At 39.8% G+C, this 17,911-nt stretch carries 14 protein-coding genes and 2 pseudogenes; 10 read left to right on the top strand and 6 right to left on the bottom strand.

Going from position 1 to position 17,911, the window contains the following annotated elements; all coding sequences use genetic code 11:
* Positions 1-371: 371 nt before the first annotated feature.
* Positions 372-1,316: a porin Omp33-36 gene (gene omp33-36 / locus ACKI4H_RS14145; protein WP_407306827.1), complete on the bottom strand. Its 945-nt coding sequence runs from the start codon at positions 1,314-1,316 to the stop codon at positions 372-374.
* Positions 1,317-2,392: 1,076 nt separating this feature from the next.
* Between omp33-36 and blaOXA the strand changes: the two are divergent.
* Both blaOXA and ACKI4H_RS14135 read left to right on the top strand, forming a co-directional pair.
* Positions 2,393-3,247 (top strand): annotated as a pseudogene (blaOXA, locus tag ACKI4H_RS14140) (class D beta-lactamase).
* A gap of 156 nt (positions 3,248-3,403) precedes the next feature.
* Positions 3,404-5,107, top strand: a complete 1,704-nt coding sequence (locus ACKI4H_RS14135; RefSeq protein WP_407306825.1) for a GGDEF domain-containing protein — start codon at positions 3,404-3,406, stop codon at positions 5,105-5,107.
* 18 nt (positions 5,108-5,125) lie between these two features.
* Here ACKI4H_RS14135 and ACKI4H_RS14130 read toward each other — a convergent pair whose 3' ends face one another.
* The 3 genes and pseudogenes from ACKI4H_RS14130 to uvrA form a co-directional block, all read right to left on the bottom strand.
* Positions 5,126-5,437, bottom strand: coding sequence for a hypothetical protein (locus ACKI4H_RS14130; RefSeq protein ID WP_407306823.1), 312 nt, complete (start codon positions 5,435-5,437; stop codon positions 5,126-5,128).
* 84 nt (positions 5,438-5,521) lie between these two features.
* A pseudogene (locus ACKI4H_RS14125) lies at positions 5,522-5,968 on the bottom strand (AbiJ-NTD4 domain-containing protein).
* 68 nt (positions 5,969-6,036) lie between these two features.
* On the bottom strand, positions 6,037-8,868 hold the full coding sequence (gene uvrA / locus ACKI4H_RS14120) for an excinuclease ABC subunit UvrA (protein ID WP_407306821.1): 2,832 nt from the start codon (positions 8,866-8,868) through the stop codon (positions 6,037-6,039).
* A 259-nt stretch (positions 8,869-9,127) separates the two neighbouring features.
* Here uvrA and ACKI4H_RS14115 point away from each other — a divergent pair, with 259 nt between their 5' ends.
* Positions 9,128-9,481 (top strand): DUF1304 domain-containing protein, encoded by a 354-nt coding sequence (locus ACKI4H_RS14115; RefSeq protein WP_407306819.1) that lies wholly within the window; start codon positions 9,128-9,130, stop codon positions 9,479-9,481.
* Positions 9,482-9,533: 52 nt separating this feature from the next.
* Entirely contained in the window at positions 9,534-9,875 is a 342-nt protein-coding gene (locus tag ACKI4H_RS14110) for a GlpM family protein (protein ID WP_407306817.1), read from the top strand.
* A gap of 268 nt (positions 9,876-10,143) precedes the next feature.
* Here the strand turns inward: ACKI4H_RS14110 and tenA are convergent, their stop codons facing one another.
* Positions 10,144-10,818 carry a thiaminase II gene (gene tenA, locus ACKI4H_RS14105; protein ID WP_407306815.1) on the bottom strand — a complete coding sequence of 225 codons (675 nt, stop codon included), beginning with the start codon at positions 10,816-10,818 and terminating at the stop codon, positions 10,144-10,146.
* A gap of 235 nt (positions 10,819-11,053) precedes the next feature.
* Here tenA and ACKI4H_RS14100 point away from each other — a divergent pair, with 235 nt between their 5' ends.
* From ACKI4H_RS14100 to ssb, 3 genes are all read left to right on the top strand, one after another.
* Entirely contained in the window at positions 11,054-12,139 is a 1,086-nt protein-coding gene (locus ACKI4H_RS14100; RefSeq protein ID WP_407306812.1) for a DUF475 domain-containing protein, read from the top strand.
* Between the two features lie 148 nt (positions 12,140-12,287).
* The gene (locus ACKI4H_RS14095) at positions 12,288-13,652 is read left to right on the top strand and encodes an MFS transporter (RefSeq protein ID WP_407306810.1); all 1,365 of its coding nucleotides are present in this window, start codon (positions 12,288-12,290) and stop codon (positions 13,650-13,652) included.
* Positions 13,653-13,703: 51 nt separating this feature from the next.
* Complete coding sequence (gene ssb, locus ACKI4H_RS14090; RefSeq protein ID WP_407306808.1) at positions 13,704-14,309, top strand: single-stranded DNA-binding protein; 606 nt, start codon at positions 13,704-13,706, stop codon at positions 14,307-14,309.
* 94 nt (positions 14,310-14,403) lie between these two features.
* Here ssb and ACKI4H_RS14085 read toward each other — a convergent pair whose 3' ends face one another.
* Positions 14,404-14,868, bottom strand: a complete 465-nt coding sequence (locus tag ACKI4H_RS14085) for a hotdog fold domain-containing protein (protein ID WP_407306806.1) — start codon at positions 14,866-14,868, stop codon at positions 14,404-14,406.
* 139 nt (positions 14,869-15,007) lie between these two features.
* On the opposite strand from ACKI4H_RS14085, the gene ACKI4H_RS14080 reads away from it, so the two are divergent.
* The 3 genes from ACKI4H_RS14080 to ACKI4H_RS14070 all read left to right on the top strand — a co-directional run bounded on the left by ACKI4H_RS14080 (position 15,008) and on the right by ACKI4H_RS14070 (position 17,552).
* Complete coding sequence (locus tag ACKI4H_RS14080; RefSeq protein ID WP_407306804.1) at positions 15,008-15,640, top strand: TetR/AcrR family transcriptional regulator; 633 nt, start codon at positions 15,008-15,010, stop codon at positions 15,638-15,640.
* A gap of 157 nt (positions 15,641-15,797) precedes the next feature.
* Positions 15,798-16,361 carry an alkyl hydroperoxide reductase subunit C gene (ahpC, locus tag ACKI4H_RS14075; protein ID WP_407306802.1) on the top strand — a complete coding sequence of 188 codons (564 nt, stop codon included), beginning with the start codon at positions 15,798-15,800 and terminating at the stop codon, positions 16,359-16,361.
* A gap of 303 nt (positions 16,362-16,664) precedes the next feature.
* Complete coding sequence (locus ACKI4H_RS14070) at positions 16,665-17,552, top strand: pirin family protein (RefSeq protein ID WP_407306800.1); 888 nt, start codon at positions 16,665-16,667, stop codon at positions 17,550-17,552.
* The last annotated feature ends 359 nt before the right edge of the window (positions 17,553-17,911 follow it).

Genomic DNA, 17,911 nt, shown 5'->3' with positions numbered 1-17,911 from the left:
AATTTATGATGTGTTTGAGTTTTAATTTAATTCATCTTTTATTTATCTTCGATAAATGCTTTGTTTGACCGCTTGGTCTGTCCCATTAATTAAAATATAAAATTGAGGATGTATGCTTTCCAAAAAACCATCCTGATTTGCTAACGTCATCCAAATGTGTTTTTAAGTACTGGGGCTATTATTTTCATCTTTCTGTTAGTGGTTATTTTAGTCCAAATTCATTGGAGCTGATTACCCAATACCTTAATATGAACCCCATTTACACTTTTTAAGTCTGCTACGTATCTCGGAATAAATTCATGTAGCAATAAAGCAGTAATAAAAAAGGACGCATAAAGCGTCCTTTTTTCTATTCAGTATCTAATCAGCAATTAGAAACGGAATTTAGCGTTTACACCACCCAATTGAGCATCGTTTGCGCCATTTTCACCATTTGCATATACATAGCTCATACCTAAGCCAATAGCAGGTGTAACGAAGTAATTTACATTCACACCAGTTGCAGAGGCAGGAAGAGTTTGGCTCTTGTAGCTACCTTCAGCATAAGATGCGCCTACACTGAATTTAGGTGTTAAGTAAAGGTCAGTTTTTAAGTTATAAAGAGTATCTTCACCGTAAACGATACCTGCTTCAAAGCCCAAAGACATGTTAGTACCGTCGATTGGACCTACATATTTAGTACGTGCAGTAATTGCATCTTGATCGCTATCGATTGAACGAGCTTCCATAGAAGCGCTCATTAGACCGTTATTTAAAATGTTAAAAGTATCGAATGAATCTTTTTCTGTAGCACTGGTATAACCAACAGCCACCAAGAAGTTTGGCGCAACTAAAGCACCAAGCTCAAGTGCGTAACGATCGCCAGAATCATCAGCTTGAATATTCTGAGCTGTAAAACTGTTTTTAGCATCAGTTTTAGAATGGTTGTAAGATGCGCTTGCGTATACAGGTACAACATTTGTAGGAATGTATGTTTCACCCTTAACGCCGTAAGAATGTTGTTCTACATCTAATTCTTCATTAATCGCTACTGTTGTGCCTCCAACAGTAACAGAACGGTTGATGTCAGCTGAAAGTTGACCAAAATTGTAGCCAGCAGAAATATTGCTTGCTTGGTTTAAGAAAGCAGCTTCAGCCAAAGGTCCTTTAGATGTATCGATATCTTTAAAGTAGTATGTACCTTGTGCACCTACATTATAGTTACCATCATTTAGTTCAGCATCGTAGTAGCCTACAGTACCTTGAACTTCAGCTTGATAAGCTTGAGCACCAGTCATCGCTAATAATAAAGCAGTGGCTAAACCGAGTTTTTTCATAATTATTACCAGTTCTGTTAAAAATGGATTAAACAGCCGGTATTGTATTGTAACAAGACATTAAGTCAATGAACTAAAAGAACATTATTTGGTTGAAATATTACTATAAACATCATGTAAGATAATAATTATACAATCCAGTTCTTGTTTTTAAATTTCAAAAACCTTTTTTATAACAAAAGATTATATGCATTAAAGTAACTTTACTTGCTTACAACATAATAAAAGTAATAGGAAAATTTTTACAATGTAAAGTTAGGTTATCTTATATACATAAATTGTAAAAATAATTTATGTATATAAGATAAAAGTGAATTAATTGTCATATTTATGAACTAAAATCATAAAATGACTTGAAATATATATCTTGGTTGTTCAAAAAACAGACATATTAATTATTGATTTGTGATTAATTTCACAATTATTGGCGATTATTGTGATTTAAATAAAACCATACTATTTTAATAGGCTTTACTTATTCCGTGATTTTTACCATAATATATCTATCAAGTCATATTGCATTGAAATAATGTGATGATGATTGGATTCTCCATAAACAAGTTTTGTTTTTATATGCCCAGCTTTCCCCAAGGTTGGGCTTTTTTTTTGCCTGTAATAAATAATATTACCCTGACTGAGTCTTATATTTAATAAAAATAGTAGCCTGATATCGGCACAAGCTTAAAGCCAAAAAATATTAATTTTTAGTTTTTATCAAAGATCTATTACTCTGTGGAATCTTTTAAAAATATGCATGTGAAATTTTTAGTATTTTATGCACCAATATAGTGCTTTATTAATATAGGGTTTATGTTATATGCTAAATTTAATAATAAAAAACCCCAGTTTCCTGTGAAAACTGGGGTTTTTTAGCCAAAAATCTCGGAAAAATCAAAAATCCTGCTGAGGAATGATTTTGACTTGCCCTAATGCGGTGCATTATGCACTTATTTGTGGCATGTGTAAATATTTTCTTACACCTGTAATAAAAATATTTTTAGATGTGCTCAATTGATACAAAATCAATCAAGGAAATTTGATAAAAAATAAACAATTTATTTTTTCGGGATTTAAAAATGAAACAAGGACTGTTTTACTTGGGCTGCGTAATGGTTTTTATGCAATTAACTGCTTGTCAGACAGGAAAAGATCAAAGTTCAAATCCCTCTATATTGAAATCAGTCTCTGAAACTACAACAGGGCGATCAGCTGAGATTGCCACACTTTTAAATCAAGCCAACAAACAAGCCGTTTTTATTACTTACGATGGGCATCAGTTCAAGCGTTATGGAAATGCTTTAACACGCGCCAATTATCCCTATATTCCAGCGTCAACTTTTAAAATGTTAAATGCATTGATTGGTTTGCAGCATCATAAAGTACATACAACTGAAGTCTTTAAATGGGATGGTCAGAAACGTAGTTTTGCTGCATGGGAAAAAGACATGACTCTGGGACAGGCAATACAGGCTTCCGCAGTTCCAGTTTATCAGGAACTGGCTAGACGAATTGGGTTAGATCTAATGCAACAAGAAATTCATCGGGTCGGTTTCGGAAATCAGCAGATTGGTCAACAGGTGGATAATTTTTGGCTGGTAGGTCCTCTGAAAATCACCCCTGAACAGGAAGCGAAATTTGTCTATCAGTTGGCAACAGAACAATTACCTTTTGATACCACGGTGCAAAAACAAGTCAAAGAGATGCTGTTTATAGAGCATCGCGGAGATACAAAACTGTATGCAAAAAGTGGCTGGGGAATGGATGTGCAGCCACAAGTGGGCTGGTATACCGGCTAGGTTGAACAGCCAAATGGACAGATAACCGCATTCGTTTTAAATCTGGAAATGCAGGATCATGATGGTGTGGGTGAGCGCAAGCAATTGAGTCTAGATATTTTAGATAAGCTTGGCTTATTCTTTTATCTTTATTAATAAGAAATATGAATCAAAATTTTGATAAAAAATAATATAAATAGTTGATAAGAAAGAAGTAGTAAGATAAAGAAATCATGTAGTATATACGACTGTATTTTAAACGAAATATTATGATGATTGGCCAGTTATTTTTGTGTAGGACGTACTGAATTCATGTATAAATTACGTTCGGAACATATTGGTCAACGGCTTTTATTGTCGATGATCATCATTATTTTATCCCTTCTTTTTCTTTCTGTTCCTTTAATTGTCAGTAGTTATCAGGGTTATCAAAAAGCAGATCGTGCCTTGATTGAAATTTCTGCTCTACGTGCGGTTGCAGATTTAGCCAATCAAGTTTCACGCGAAAGAGCACCTGCCAATAAAGTGATGTCGAGTACCGCTGAAGAATTAGCTGAAAATCTACAAGAGCTGCAAGCACATCGAAAAGAAGTCGATATACAGATTGATCAGACCATACAGATTTTAAATGCAGCGGGCTTTTCTGCCCAGGTACGAGGTTTATCTTCCAATTTAAAAGTAACTTTACAGCAAGGTCGTCAAGCTGTAGATGCGTATGCTGCTTTGCCCCGATCTGAACGTACTTCAAAACAGCTTGATGATGCAATTAAGAAAATGTTCAGGGCGTGGGATAGCTGCCATGAAATTTTAAAAAATGTATTGGTGCACTCTGTAGCGAAGGGGACCTCTGTTTCTGAGTCCTACATCCTGATTTTAATTCTGGCAGATTTACGTGATCAGGCAGGACGAATTGCCTCCAATATCATGGCATCCGTCACTTTTGCAGAAAAAATACCTGAAGATAATCTGGCCCGATCATTACAGACTCAACATCAGTCACATTATTTATGGGGCTTGATCAATACCATACAACCTGAGCAGGGTAAGACCCCAGAATATTTAGCTCTGCATCAACAAGTAAAAGATCAGTTTTTAGATCAAGGTATTCCACTGGTTGCTGGCGTGATTAATGAAAGTATACACAATCAGGCTTATTCCTTAACGGGTACGCAACTCACAGAAGCCATGGTTAATAAGTTCATAACAGTGGTGAATTTGCAAACCTATGTTCTTGATTACAGTGTTAGCGTTGCTCAGAACCAGAAAAAGCAGGCACAACGACAATTTATTCTAACGCTGCTGGTGGCAATAATATGTCTGGCTACGGCATGTTTTACCATGATTTATACACGAAATGGGGTATTTAAACCTTTACTCAAAGCCAAAAATACAATTCTTCATTTGGCACAGCATAAGGCTGTAGAGGGTGAAGATGATGAATTGTTAGATGCTCCAGTGACATTATTGCAGGCAATTAAAAAGTTGAAACGCGTATTACAGCAACGGGATGCTTTAGAATTTCAGCTCAGAAATGTTGCCAATACGGATGTGTTGACTGGTGTGTCCAACCGGTTGGCTTTGGATGACTACATTAAATATGTGGAAAAGAAACCTGAAAAATTTAATCAAACTGGCTTAATTATTTTTGATATTGATGATTTTAAACACGTAAATGATACGTTTGGGCATATTGTTGGCGATGAGGTTATTCGGCTGGTTGCAGAAAAATTACAATTTTGTGTGCGTACCTCAGATTTGATCGTACGTTATGGCGGTGATGAGTTTTTGGTGTTAATCGAACAGGCTGATTTTCAGGATGCCTGGGTTGTTGCAAATAAAATTCTTAAAGAAATTGGCAGCTCTGAACTCTACATTGCCGAGATCAATCAAAATGTTCAGATTTCGGTAAGCGCAGGTGTGGCAGTTGGTGCAGCATCGTGGATGGCATTACTGGAAAAAGCCGATAAGTCCTTGTTTCAAGCTAAAGAAAATGGAAAAAATAAAGTGGCGGGGTGATGATGTATCACCCACTATCTATTTAGTTTTTTCAATTAAATAATTAATAAAATTGGTGCATGCAACCAGCATAAATTTTGCATCGATATAACTCAAATTTGATTCCTGTGCTGAACCGTATCTAACGCCAGCTTCATCAGATGTATAACCATACAATTTGTTCAAGCTCTCCATTAAAGTTGGATGTAATTCATATTTGGTTCTAAGTTTAGGAATTGCTTTTCCTGAAGTTATTGAATCGTCTTCTAACACTAAACGTGCCAAACCCTCTACAGCACTAATGGAGTCATGCATTGATTTGCTGTAATTAGGATTCTGGTGATCTGACATAAGCTTTAGAGCTTGATTTAAATGTTGCTGAACACCTGAATATTGATTTGTATTTTCTAAAGCAATTTCGATGGATTGAATTTCTTATTCGGAAGTGATTGGAATGATTTCGTTATTTATGATTCGGTAAGCACTATTTACACGCTCTAGCATATTGTTGATATTAGTTATAAATGAATCTTTATTACTTACTCTTTGATAGGGGTAGTGCTCAATTGTTTCTTCAATCAAGCTATAAATTTCATGCCAGGCACAATTAAAAAACTAATCTCTAATTATTTTTAAAGAATCAGATGTCCATTTAGGGATAGTATCTGTAGGCTTTTTAAAAAGATTAAGCCAATAAGATTCTACTAACGAGTATATATTTGAATTACGAGTAAAAGAACTCTGATTACGTCCCTGTTCAATCCGATTCCAGATATAGCTATGAAAAACACTCCACAAACCATTTTTTAATTCATTATCTATACTTTCTTTTTGAATAATGTCACGAACAGGCTTATATCCGTATCTTTCTGAAAACCGCATTATTTCCCTCAATAAAAAAAACGGTGAATGAATCACCGTTTTATCATGCATTTAAGCTAAAAAGAAAATTATTTCAACAATGGCTTTAAGAACTTAGCAGTATGTGAAACTTCAGATTTTGCCATTTCTTCAGGCGTGCCTTCGGCAATAATCATACCGCCACCCGCACCACCTTCAGGACCAAGGTCAATCACCCAGTCGGCAGTTTTAATTACATCCAGATTGTGCTCAATCACCACAATGGTATTACCCTTATCGCGCAGTTGATGCAGAATATCGAGCAGCTTGGCAATATCATGGAAATGCAGACCTGTGGTCGGTTCATCCAGGATATATAAGGTTTTACCCGTATCACGCTTTGCCAACTCACGTGCCAGTTTTACACGTTGTGCTTCACCCCCAGAAAGGGTTGTTGCAGATTGACCTAAACGGATATAACCCAAACCGACTTGCGTTAAAGTCTCTAGACGGCGGTGAATTACGGGAATAGCTTCGAAGAAATGCATGGCATCTTCAACAGTCATGCCTAAAACATCAGAAATGTTTTTGCCTTTATAACCCACTTCCAAAGTTTCACGATTATAACGATCACCATGACAGGCATCGCAAGGTACATACATATCTGGTAAGAAATGCATCGCCACTTTAATCATGCCGTCACCTTCACAGGCTTCGCAACGACCACCTTTTACGTTAAACGAGAAACGACCCGCAGCATAACCGCGTGCTTTGGCTTCCGGTGTTTGCGCAAACAATTCACGAATCGGGGTGAACAGTCCTGTATAAGTCGCCGGGTTGGAACGTGGCGTACGTCCAATCGGACTTTGGTCAATATCCACGACTTTATCGAGGAACTGTAAGCCATCAATTGAATCAAATTTTTCGGCGGTTAAAGTGGTTGCGCCATTTAGTTGGGTTGCGGCAAGTGGGAGAAGGGTACGGTTAATCAGGGTCGATTTACCTGAACCTGACACACCCGTCACACAAGTCATAATGCCTAAAGGAATGGTTAAATCAACATTCTGCAAGTTATGACCGGCAGCACCCATCAACTTGATTTTTTCCTCAGGTTTGGGTGGTTGAGTACGCACTTTCGGCACTTCAATTTTTAACTTGCCTGAAAGATACTTGCCGGTGAGCGAGTCAGGATTTGCCAAAATTTCTTCATAGGTACCTTCGGCAATGATATGACCACCATGCACACCGGCACCCGGGCCAATATCAATAATATGATCTGCCGCACGAATTGCATCTTCATCATGCTCGACCACGAGTACGGTATTGCCCAAGTCACGCAAGCGAACGAGGGTTTCAAGCAAACGGTCGTTATCACGTTGATGCAAACCAATTGATGGTTCATCCAGCACGTACATCACACCCATCAAGCCCGCACCAATTTGCGAAGCCAGACGGATACGCTGTGCTTCACCGCCTGATAAGGTTTCGGCAGAACGTGACAGACTTAAGTAGTTCAAACCGACAGAAACAAGGAAGTGCAAACGCTCACGGATTTCTTTAAAAATCTTGTCGGCAATTTCGCCTTTGGCACCTTCAAGGTTTAAATCCTGATAGTAACTTTCGGCATCTCCAATCGACATTTTGGTAATTTGCGCAATGGTTTTGTCTTTGACCCGGACATTACGGGAAATTTCATTCAGACGTGAACCGCCACAGGCATCACAAGCTGCATTGGATAAATATTGCGCTAAATCATCACGAACATAATTCGATTCAGTTTCACGGTAGCGACGCTCCAGATGCGGCAAAATTCCTTCAAAAGGTTGAACCCGCTTATGCTGACGACCACGCTCATCGATATAACTTAAATCAACCTTGTCTTTGCCTGTTCCGTAAAGGAATTTCTTTTTGGTGTCGGCATCCAGTTCATTCCACGGCGTATCCAAAGAAAAGCCAAAATGTGCTGCAACTTTTTCAATCATGCTGTAGTAATACGGACGTTGTCTGTCCCAACCACGAATGGCACCCTGGCTAATTGACACTTCATTGTTTGGAATCAGTTTTTCAGCACTAAAATGGCTGCGTGTACCTAAACCATCACAGACCGGGCAGGCACCAAATGGATTGTTGAACGAGAACAAACGTGGTTCCAGTTCAGCAACAGCACGGTCACATTCAGGGCAAGAGTGTTTTGCCGAGAATACGCGATCCGCCTGTTCATCTTTCATCCACGATAAAATCGCGATGTCGCCACCTAAACGCAGCGCAGTTTCAAAAGATTCAGCGATCCGGTTGCCTAAATCATCACGCACTTTAAAACGGTCGACCACGACTTCAATCGTATGTTTTTTCTTTTTATCCAGTTCGGGTGGCGTATCAATTTCAACAATTTCACCATCCACACGGGCGCGGACAAAACCTTGGCTTTGTAGCTGTTCAAACAGGTTGGTATATTCACCTTTTCGTTCACGCACTACAGGTGCAAGTAGCATTAAAGCTGTACCTTCTTCCAAATTTTTAACCGCATCGACCATTTCTGAAATAGTCTGGGCCACCATTGGCAGGTCATGTTCAGGACAATACGGTGTTCCGACACGGGCATATAAAAGACGTAAATAGTCGTAAATTTCCGTGATTGTTCCCACAGTTGAACGTGGATTGTGGCTGGTTGATTTCTGTTCAATTGCAATTGCAGGACTTAAACCTTCAATAGAATCGACTTCTGGTTTTTCCATTTGTGAAAGGAACTGGCGTGCATAAGCAGAAAGCGATTCCACATAACGGCGCTGACCTTCAGCATATAAAGTATCAAAAGCTAAGGAAGATTTACCTGAGCCTGAGAGTCCCGTAATCACCACGAATTTGTCGCGTGGAATATCGAGTGACACATTTTTTAAGTTATGGGTACGTGCGCCTCGAATACGGATATGACTTTGGCTCATAAAACATCTCGGTAATGTGCAAATTGAAGGTTATATATGATAGCGATTTAATTTTGTTCAAGTTGAATAAAATCATTTTTTAACGACATATTATGTCGGCTAAATCAATTTAGTTAAGTTTTATAAGACTGTAGCGAGCTTTAGGGAGAGCCACAAGTCTGAATAAGTTACTTTTAATGTGAATCATGTTGCAGAAGGTATCGCTAAAAAAGCAAAATCACCGCACAATGGTATGAAAATAAAAAGGGAAATGAAAACAATGATTCCAATAATTTTCATCACACTGATTGCATTACTCCACATTTATATTTTAGTGCTTGAAATGTTCCTGTGGGATAAACCGCCTGGCATGAAGGCGTTTGGCCATAATCTGGAAAAGGCAAAATTGACCAAAGTTTTGGCGCAAAATCAGGGTTTATATAATGGTTTCCTAGCTGCCGGATTAATTTGGTCGCTGTTTGCACCGGATGCTTATGCCATGGCACTGGCCAACTTCTTTTTAGGCTGTGTTTTGGTTGCCGGGATTTATGGCGGCATTACTGCCAGTAAAAAGATCATTTATATTCAGGCTGTCCCTGCATTGTTTGCTTTAATTGTAGTAAATATATTTTAAGGATCGGCATAGAATTTATTTCTCAAAACGTTTGTCCTCTGGATCTGTGAATATGTTGTCTTTATTTTTGAAATGTATATTAGGTGCTGCAGTGGTACTGCTGATTTCGATACTTTCTAAAAGCAAGGCATTTTATATTGCAGGACTGGTGCCATTGTTTCCGACTTTTGCCTTGATTGCCCATGTAATTGTGTCGCAACAGCAGGGTGTAGCAGCTTTACAGAAAACTGCTTTATTTGGTTTATGGTCGCTCATCCCCTATTTTATTTATCTATTAGTGGTGTATGTGCTGGCAACTAAAATGTCGATATGGTCGTGTTTGGGTATTGCAACACTTTGCTGGATAGTAACTGCGGCAGGGCTAATTTATGGCTGGCAGATATTTCAGCAGTAAGGGCGGGAGAAACCCAATTCACTGAATTTGCTGTCGCGGAAAAGCCATTTACAACTATTTGAGGCTGCACTACTTTTTAAAAATAATGTTTCTGCGACAAATTTTATATTTCCCGATAATTGACGAGTTTTGTAGTGAGGAACACTGTTTTTCAAGATGTCTCCCTTGCGAAGTTTTACTTCTCATTTAGGCGAAACCCAAGTAACAAATGAGCTGCTTCAAGTCGTGAATAGTTGCAAAATTCAGCCTATAAAGCACTCATGTTTTTCTACTCTTTATCCAAACCTAACCACTGGCGTTGATCATATGCACTATCCCAGAACAGCCATTCCAGTTTGGCCGCTGTGGTATAAGCCTGATGCATTTTCTCAAGGGTATCGGCATCACAGCGTGCAGCAACTTTATCAATTGTGGCAATCACATTTCGCACCGCCTCATTGAATTCTTCACCCGAATAAGTATCAACCCAAGCTTGATACGGATTATTTGCAATAGAATTTTCGACAATATCTTTGCCCACTTCTGCATAAATCCAGAAACATGGAAGTAAAGAGGCTAACACCACCGGATAGCTTTCGGACCATGCGGTTGCGGTTAAGAATGAGCTGTAATGATGGCAAGCTAAAGTAAGGGGAGTGGATTCAAATCCTTTTTTGGTGATATCAAATTCCTGCATAAAGCTATCATGCAGGCTGCGTTCAACCACAATGGCAATACGAGCAGCTTCAGCAAATTGAATCACGTCATCGGCTTCATAGGCTTTGGCCGCACAGACTGCAAGTGATCGACCATAAGCCAGTAAATAATGCGCATCCTGAATCACATAATGACTAAAAACCTCTTTGCTCAAAGTGCCTTGTGCAAGTTCCTGGTTAAATGGCAGGGCTAAAGTTTTTTGATATAAAGCTAAATTTCGCTGCCATACCTCTTGAGAAAAGCTCATGTCATCATCCTGTCGATAATAAAAGAAGAATTTACAGAAACCTGGACTATAACAAGAGTTTTCAAGCTACGATATCAAGCCACATAAATACTGTATTTGTCTTGAAAAAAATCATACGAAGAATTTTGGATTAATATCAAAAAGCCGTCATAATTGTGCATATAAATCTTAAGCTCTATTTTTAAGTTTTACCAAATTTACTCTCTATACATATTTGTTTATAGGTCGATCTATCATGATGAAACATTTTGGTTTCTCAATCATTTTTACGATCGTGTGTCTGGCTATATCTGCATACTGGGGCTTTACGCATGGCCCGGAAGCAGGGTTAAAGACCATGTTCACAGCGTTAACCATTACTGCCATTTTAGCCGTCATGGAAGTGTCGCTTTCTTTCGATAATGCGGTAGTCAATGCGTCAGTATTACGCGGTTGGGATCATTTCTGGAAAATGATTTTCTTAACTGTTGGTATTGTTGTTGCTGTATTTGGCATGCGGTTGGTGTTCCCGATTGTGATTGTTGCAGTCACTGCGGACATGGGCATGCTTGAAGTCGTGAAAATGGCGCTTAATGATCCGATCAGCTATTCAGTAAAATTGATGGCACATCATGCTGAAATTGCAGCATTTGGTGGCTCATTCTTGTTACTGGTATTCCTGAATTTCTTCCTGGATAGTGAAAAAGATACTCACTGGTTTAGATGGCTTGAGGCACGTTTGTCTAATCTGGCCAACGTACCTGCAATGTCGGTATTCCTTGCATTAATTGGCTTGCTGATCATGGCGGCAAATGTAGAAGAAACGACACGTTTGGCGGTGACCATGGCAGGAATCTGGGGGATCGTCATTTATATCGGGGTTCAAGTACTGAGCCATTTGTTAGGCGGCGAACCTGAACTTGATGAACAGGGTAATGCTGTGGCACATGATGCCAGCGGGGCATCTACAGGTGTGATTAAAGCAGGCATAGGTGGCTTTATTTACCTTGAAGTACTTGATGCATCATTCAGTTTTGATGGCGTGATCGGTGCTTTTGCGATTACATCGGATGTGGTGATCATTATGCTGGGTCTAGCCATTGGTGCAATGTTCGTGCGTTCAATGACCATTTACCTGGTCGAAAAAGGCACATTAGATGCTTATATTTTCCTTGAACATGGTGCGCACTATGCCATTGGTGCCTTGGCATTTATTATGCTGGCAAGCGGTACAGGTCTACACGTACCAGAAGTCGTGACAGGTTTGATTGGTGTGGCATTTATTGTCTGGGCCGTCATTGCATCGATTCAATATCGTAAGCGTCAAGAGCGGATTGGCTAATCTTTTTTTAAGAAAAACGGTTACAATAAGGGCGCATTTTTATGCGCCCTTTTTTATCCTGGCTGATCTTTGAATAACTCAACATCGATAACATGAATGTTGTAGGATAGCCCATTGAACCTAAACTCATAAACCTAAGCTTATTGATATGATGAATGCTTTAGAACGCCGTTCAACTTTTGCCTTAAGCAGTATTTTTGCACTGCGTATGCTGGGCTTGTTCATGATTATTCCTGTTTTTTCCGTGGCAGGACAGTCATATCAAGGGGCAACACCTGCGCTGATTGGTTTGGCGGTTGGCGTATATGGTTTAACCCAAGCTATTTTACAAATTCCGTTTAGTTTGCTGGCTGATCGTTTTAGCCGTAAGCCTTTGGTCGTTTTAGGCTTATTGTTGTTTGCTCTGGGTGGTGCAATTGCCGCGATGTCCGAAACCATTTATGGGGTGATCATTGGTCGTGCAATTGCTGGTGGCGGTGCTGTTTCTGCTGTGGTGATGGCACTGTTAGCCGATGTCACCCGTGAAGAACAGCGTAGCAAAGCCATGGCGGTAATGGGGATGAGTATAGGGTTTTCCTTTATGCTCGCGTTTAGTCTTGGACCTTGGCTCACCAGCTTGGTCGGTATTTCCGGACTGTTTTGGGTGACTACCATTATGGGCTTGGCAGCAATTTCCATGTTGCTTCTGGTTCCTAAAGTGACCCGTCATCATAAAAATTATCAGCAAGGTTATCTCGCACAGCTGAAACAGGTGCTGAAAATGGGCGATTTAAATCGTTTACATGTTTCAGTGTTTGCACTGCATTTGTTGCTGACTGCGATGTTTATTTATATGCCATCGCAACTGATTCAGTTTGCGGATATTCCATTGGCCAGTCATGGTCTGGTGTATTTGCCATTACTGCTTATTAGTCTGTTTTTTGCTTTTCCAAGCATTATTTTGGCGGAAAAATATCGCAAAATGCGCGGTATTTTCCTGACTGCCATTGGCGGGATCATTTTAGGTTTACTGGTACTGATTTTTGGCTATGAATCAAAATATATCTTACTGGCAGGTTTAGGATTATTCTTCATTGCCTTTAATGTGATGGAAGCCTTATTGCCTTCGTGGTTATCCAAATCTGCACCGATTCAGTCTAAAGCCACCGCCATGGGCGTGAATGCCAGCAGTCAGTTTTTAGGTGCATTTTTTGGCGGCATGATTGGTGGTCAATTATTGTTACTCAATAATACTGCCTTGGGTTGGAGTATCTTGAGTGCTATCGCAATTGTCTGGTTGCTGGTCAGTTTCGGCTTGGCTCAACCGCGGTATCTTTCATCCTTGGTCCTGCGTTTACCTGAAACGAAACAAACAGATGAGTGGACTTCTCAACTTTTGGCAATTCGTGGTATTGAAGAGGTTGTGGTGATGTCTGATCAGCAATTCGCTTATGTTAAAATTGATAAGCAGCTTATTAATGAAGCTGCGCGACAAGATTTAACGCAGTTATTAGGTAAAGATGTAGCCATTTAACCATAACTCTTATAAAGTAAAATATAGAAATAGATAGGAAGTGTACGTCTGATGCGTGGTGTTAATAAAGTAATTTTAGTCGGAACTTTAGGTAAAGATCCTGAAACCAAAACTTTCCCGAATGGTGGTTCTCTTACTCAGTTTTCAATTGCAACCAGCGATTCGTGGACTGATAAAACCACTGGTGAACGTAAAGAACAAACTGAATGGCATCGTATTGTGTTGCATAACCGCTTAGGTGAAATTGCACAGCAATATCTACGTAAAGGTTCTAAAGTTTATATCGAAGGTTCATTACGTACGCGTCAATGGACAGACCAAAGCGGTCAAGAACGCTACACCACAGAAATTCGTGGTGAACAGATGCAAATGTTAGATAGCAACCGTCAGCAAGGTGAACAAGCTGCGGGTGGCGACAACGCGGGTTATAACCAACCACGTTTCAACAACAACCAAAGCGGCGGTTATAACAACAATAATAACAATAGCAATAACCAGGGCGGTTATGGCAATAATCAAGGTGGTGGTTTTAATAACAACCAGCAAGGCGGTTATGCAAACAATAATCCGTCTGCTTTCCAGCCGAAAGCACCGCAATCTGCACCTGCTGCGCCTGTCGCTGCACCTGCTGATTTAGATGACGATTTACCGTTCTAATTGATTCAGAACGGCAAGTCATCTTCTAAAAAAACCCTCTCATTGTAGAGGGTTTTTTAATGGGTGATTGATCAACATTTTGTTTGTTTAACCCTTATTTCTTGGCAGAAACCCACATGGTAATGACAGCACGGAACACAATGTCCTCCACTGCATCTTTGACTTCAACCTGCACCAGATAATCACAGCCTGCATTCCACGAGAAATTGGCCTGCAGCGGTGTGGCAATTGCAATTAAATCGGTGTTGGCTTTTTTCAGGTATTCCACCTGCATGCCTTTAGGTATCCAGCGTTGAGTCGCAGGAACGGTAGCATCGGTCATGGTTCCACCGGCAAGCTCTGCCATATTGCACATGGCAATGGCATGTACGGTGCCCAGATGATTCAGCACAGCACGGTGTTTTTTCATCCTGATTTCACAGTATTCCGGTTCGAGTTTTTCAAACAGCGGAGAAATAGTGCTGAAATAAGGCGCTTTTAAGCACAACATTTTTGAAAATGTCCATTTTCCAGCAGGTTTGTTTGCCAGCATGTTCCATATTTTTAGCGCTTGGCTCATCAGAAGGTTCCATTTTATGATTTTAAGAATATTATTCTAATACAGAATATTATTCTGTTATTTGGCACAAATGACTGCTTTTTGATAAAAAATGGTCTATGATTTTGCCTGTTCTCATTATGTATCGAAGCATATAGACATGCAGCAAACCGATTTACTTTCCCGTATTTATCCCGGTCGCCGTGCCGAACTAAAGCGTATTTTGCTGCAACATGCCTTGGATTGCTTTGCCGAATTTGGTATTGAAGCCACCAGTATTGAAATGATTCGTGAGCGCGCTGACAGTAGTGTGGGGGCAATTTATCATCACTTTAAAAACAAGGAAGGCATTGTGGGAGCACTCTTTGCTGCGGCCCTACAAGATCAGATGCAGCAGCGCACAGTAGCCTTAGCGCAGGTCCAAGGCCTGCAACAGGGCCTGGCGATCATCATTGCTCAATATATCGATTGGGTGGTACATAACCCTGATTTTGCCCGGTTTCTTTTTATGGCACGGTTAGGTTTAGGCACAGCACAGCAGGCAGAAATTGCCACACAAAACCAGCAACGGAATCAGGCGGTATTTGCCTGGTTGCAAAAACAAGCGGATGAAGATATTGCGCAAATTGCAAAAATTCCGCGTGACTTGCTGTTGTCCTTAATGCTGGGTGCAACTGAAAGTTATTGCCGTGCCTGGTTATCACACAAAGTGAGTACCTCGCCAATCTTATATAAGCAGGTATTGATTGATGCTGCTTGGAATTCTGTTGTGCAATTTTCCCCTCAATCTTAAATCGGTCATAGCGATGAGATGGTGGAACCGGATAGAATTAATAGATCTAAAAATCCGATAAATTTTATAAAAATATACGGTTTTACCTATTTGAAAAACTTTCGTATTCTAGCTTCACAAGATAAGCAATCCCAGAAACGAGCTAGAGGAATATCTCATGAGTTTAATTAATACTGAAGTAAAACCATTCAACGCAACCGCTTATAAAAATGGTGAATTCGTTGCAGTATCTGAAAAAGACATGATCGGAAAATGGTCAGTGGTGTTCTTCTATCCGGCAGACTTCACTTTTGTTTGTCCAACAGAACTGGGTGATTTGGCCGATAACTATGCTGAATTCCAGAAAATGGACGTTGAGATTTATTCAGTATCGACTGACACACACTTTACCCATAAAGCTTGGCATGACAGCTCGGACGAAATCAAAAAAATCCAGTATGCAATGATTGGCGATCCAACCTGGACTTTGGCAAAAAACTTTGAAGTGCTCATTGAAGCTGAAGGTTTGGCAGACCGCGGTACTTTCGTGATTGACCCTGAAGGTAAAATCCAGATTATCGAAATCAATGCCGGTGGTATTGGTCGTGATGCGCAAGAGCTTCTACGTAAAGTAAAAGCGGCGCAATATGTTCATGCACACCCAGGTGAAGTTTGCCCGGCAAAATGGAAAGAAGGTGATGCAACCCTTGCGCCTTCAATCGACCTGATTGGTAAAATCTAATCTCAAGTTAAGATCATGTTTCATAGAATCCAGGACTTAGCTCCTGGATTTTTTATCTGTAAAATTTTAAAAATTAATCTCTGTTGCACTGCATTTGAGCATCTAAGTTTTTAATAAGATCTCTTATTAATGATGAAAAAGGACGATCCGGATTAAAGCCAGTCCTGCAAATTTCTATTATTTTATAAAATGGTCAGGAGATTATCCTATTGTCGAAACGCTGTATATTGCCTATGCGCTAGGCGGGTTACTTTAAAAGTTTTAAGATAAATCCATATTGTTTCCTAGAGATAGGAGTTTGAAATGAAAAAAATTATTGGCGTTTACCGTAACCAGAACATGCATTGGGTCGGAGATGGCTTTCCGGTTAAAAACCTGTTTTCCTATGACCGCTTAGGACAGGCGATTAGTCCATTTTTACTCTTGGACTATGCAGCACCCTACCATTTTAGCCCGACCACACAGCAGCATGGCGTAGGTTCACATCCGCATCGTGGTTTTGAAACGGTGACGCTGGCTTATCAAGGCGGGGTGACTCACAAAGATTCAGCCGGAGGTGGCGGTCAGATTAAAACTGGCGATGTGCAATGGATGACGGCAGGTGCAGGTTTGGTGCATGAAGAATTTCATTCTGAAGAATTTGCCAACAAGGGTGGCCTGTTTGAAATGGTACAGCTTTGGGTTAACTTGCCTGCGGCAGACAAAATGACAGCACCTAAATATCAGGCCATTGAAGCACAAGATATTCCTGTGATTGAACTTGAACAGGGTGCGGGACATATTCGCGTAGTTGCGGGTCACTACATAGACGATCATGCGGAACATTCAGGTCCTGCTTCTACTTATAGTCCTGTGAACGTCTGGGATGGTGAGCTGAAAGCAGAACATCTGCATCACATTCATGTGCCTGTTGATCACAATGTGCTGGTTGTCGTGCTCTCTGGTGAAATGCAGCTGAACGGAACGCAGCATGTTCAAGATAGTTCCATTGTCATGTTTGCTCAAGACGGTGAAGCCGATATTCAATTGCAAGCGATTAAAGACAGCAAATTTCTGGTGCTTACTGGCCAACCTTTGAACGAGCCAATTCAGGGCTATGGTCCCTTTGTGATGAATACCAAGGATGAAATCATTCAAGCCTTCAATGACTTTAATAGTGGCAAATTTGGTGAGATCCCGGTGGCCAGCTAATTTTAGCCATGGATTGATTATCCAGAAAATAAAGAAGCCCCTAAATTTTTAGGGGCTTTTTGCGAAATAAATTTTGTTGTTTTTACAGCATTTGCATAGTTAGGGGGGGTTAAAAGTGAATCTGAAAGTCAAATTATTATGTGATGTATCATAACGAGATTTTATGATTTTGTAAACCGATCGTTATAATATTGGTTAATATATCTATACTTTTTTAAAGGTTTTTTTTGTTTTTATGTTGAAAAGTTATAATAATTTCACATATTTATTTGAGTTTTTAAAGCTGTGAATAAACGTAAAAAATCTTTCTAATACCTGTGATGATGACTTTTGTTAAAAAAACATATTCTGGAATATTT

Origin of the sequence: Acinetobacter sp. (genome assembly GCF_045628685.1) — a bacterium.
In the GTDB taxonomy this organism is placed as follows: Bacteria; Pseudomonadota; Gammaproteobacteria; order Pseudomonadales; family Moraxellaceae; genus Acinetobacter.
Note: the sequence above shows the minus strand (reverse complement) of the source record. Positions and strands in the feature narration are given on the sequence as shown.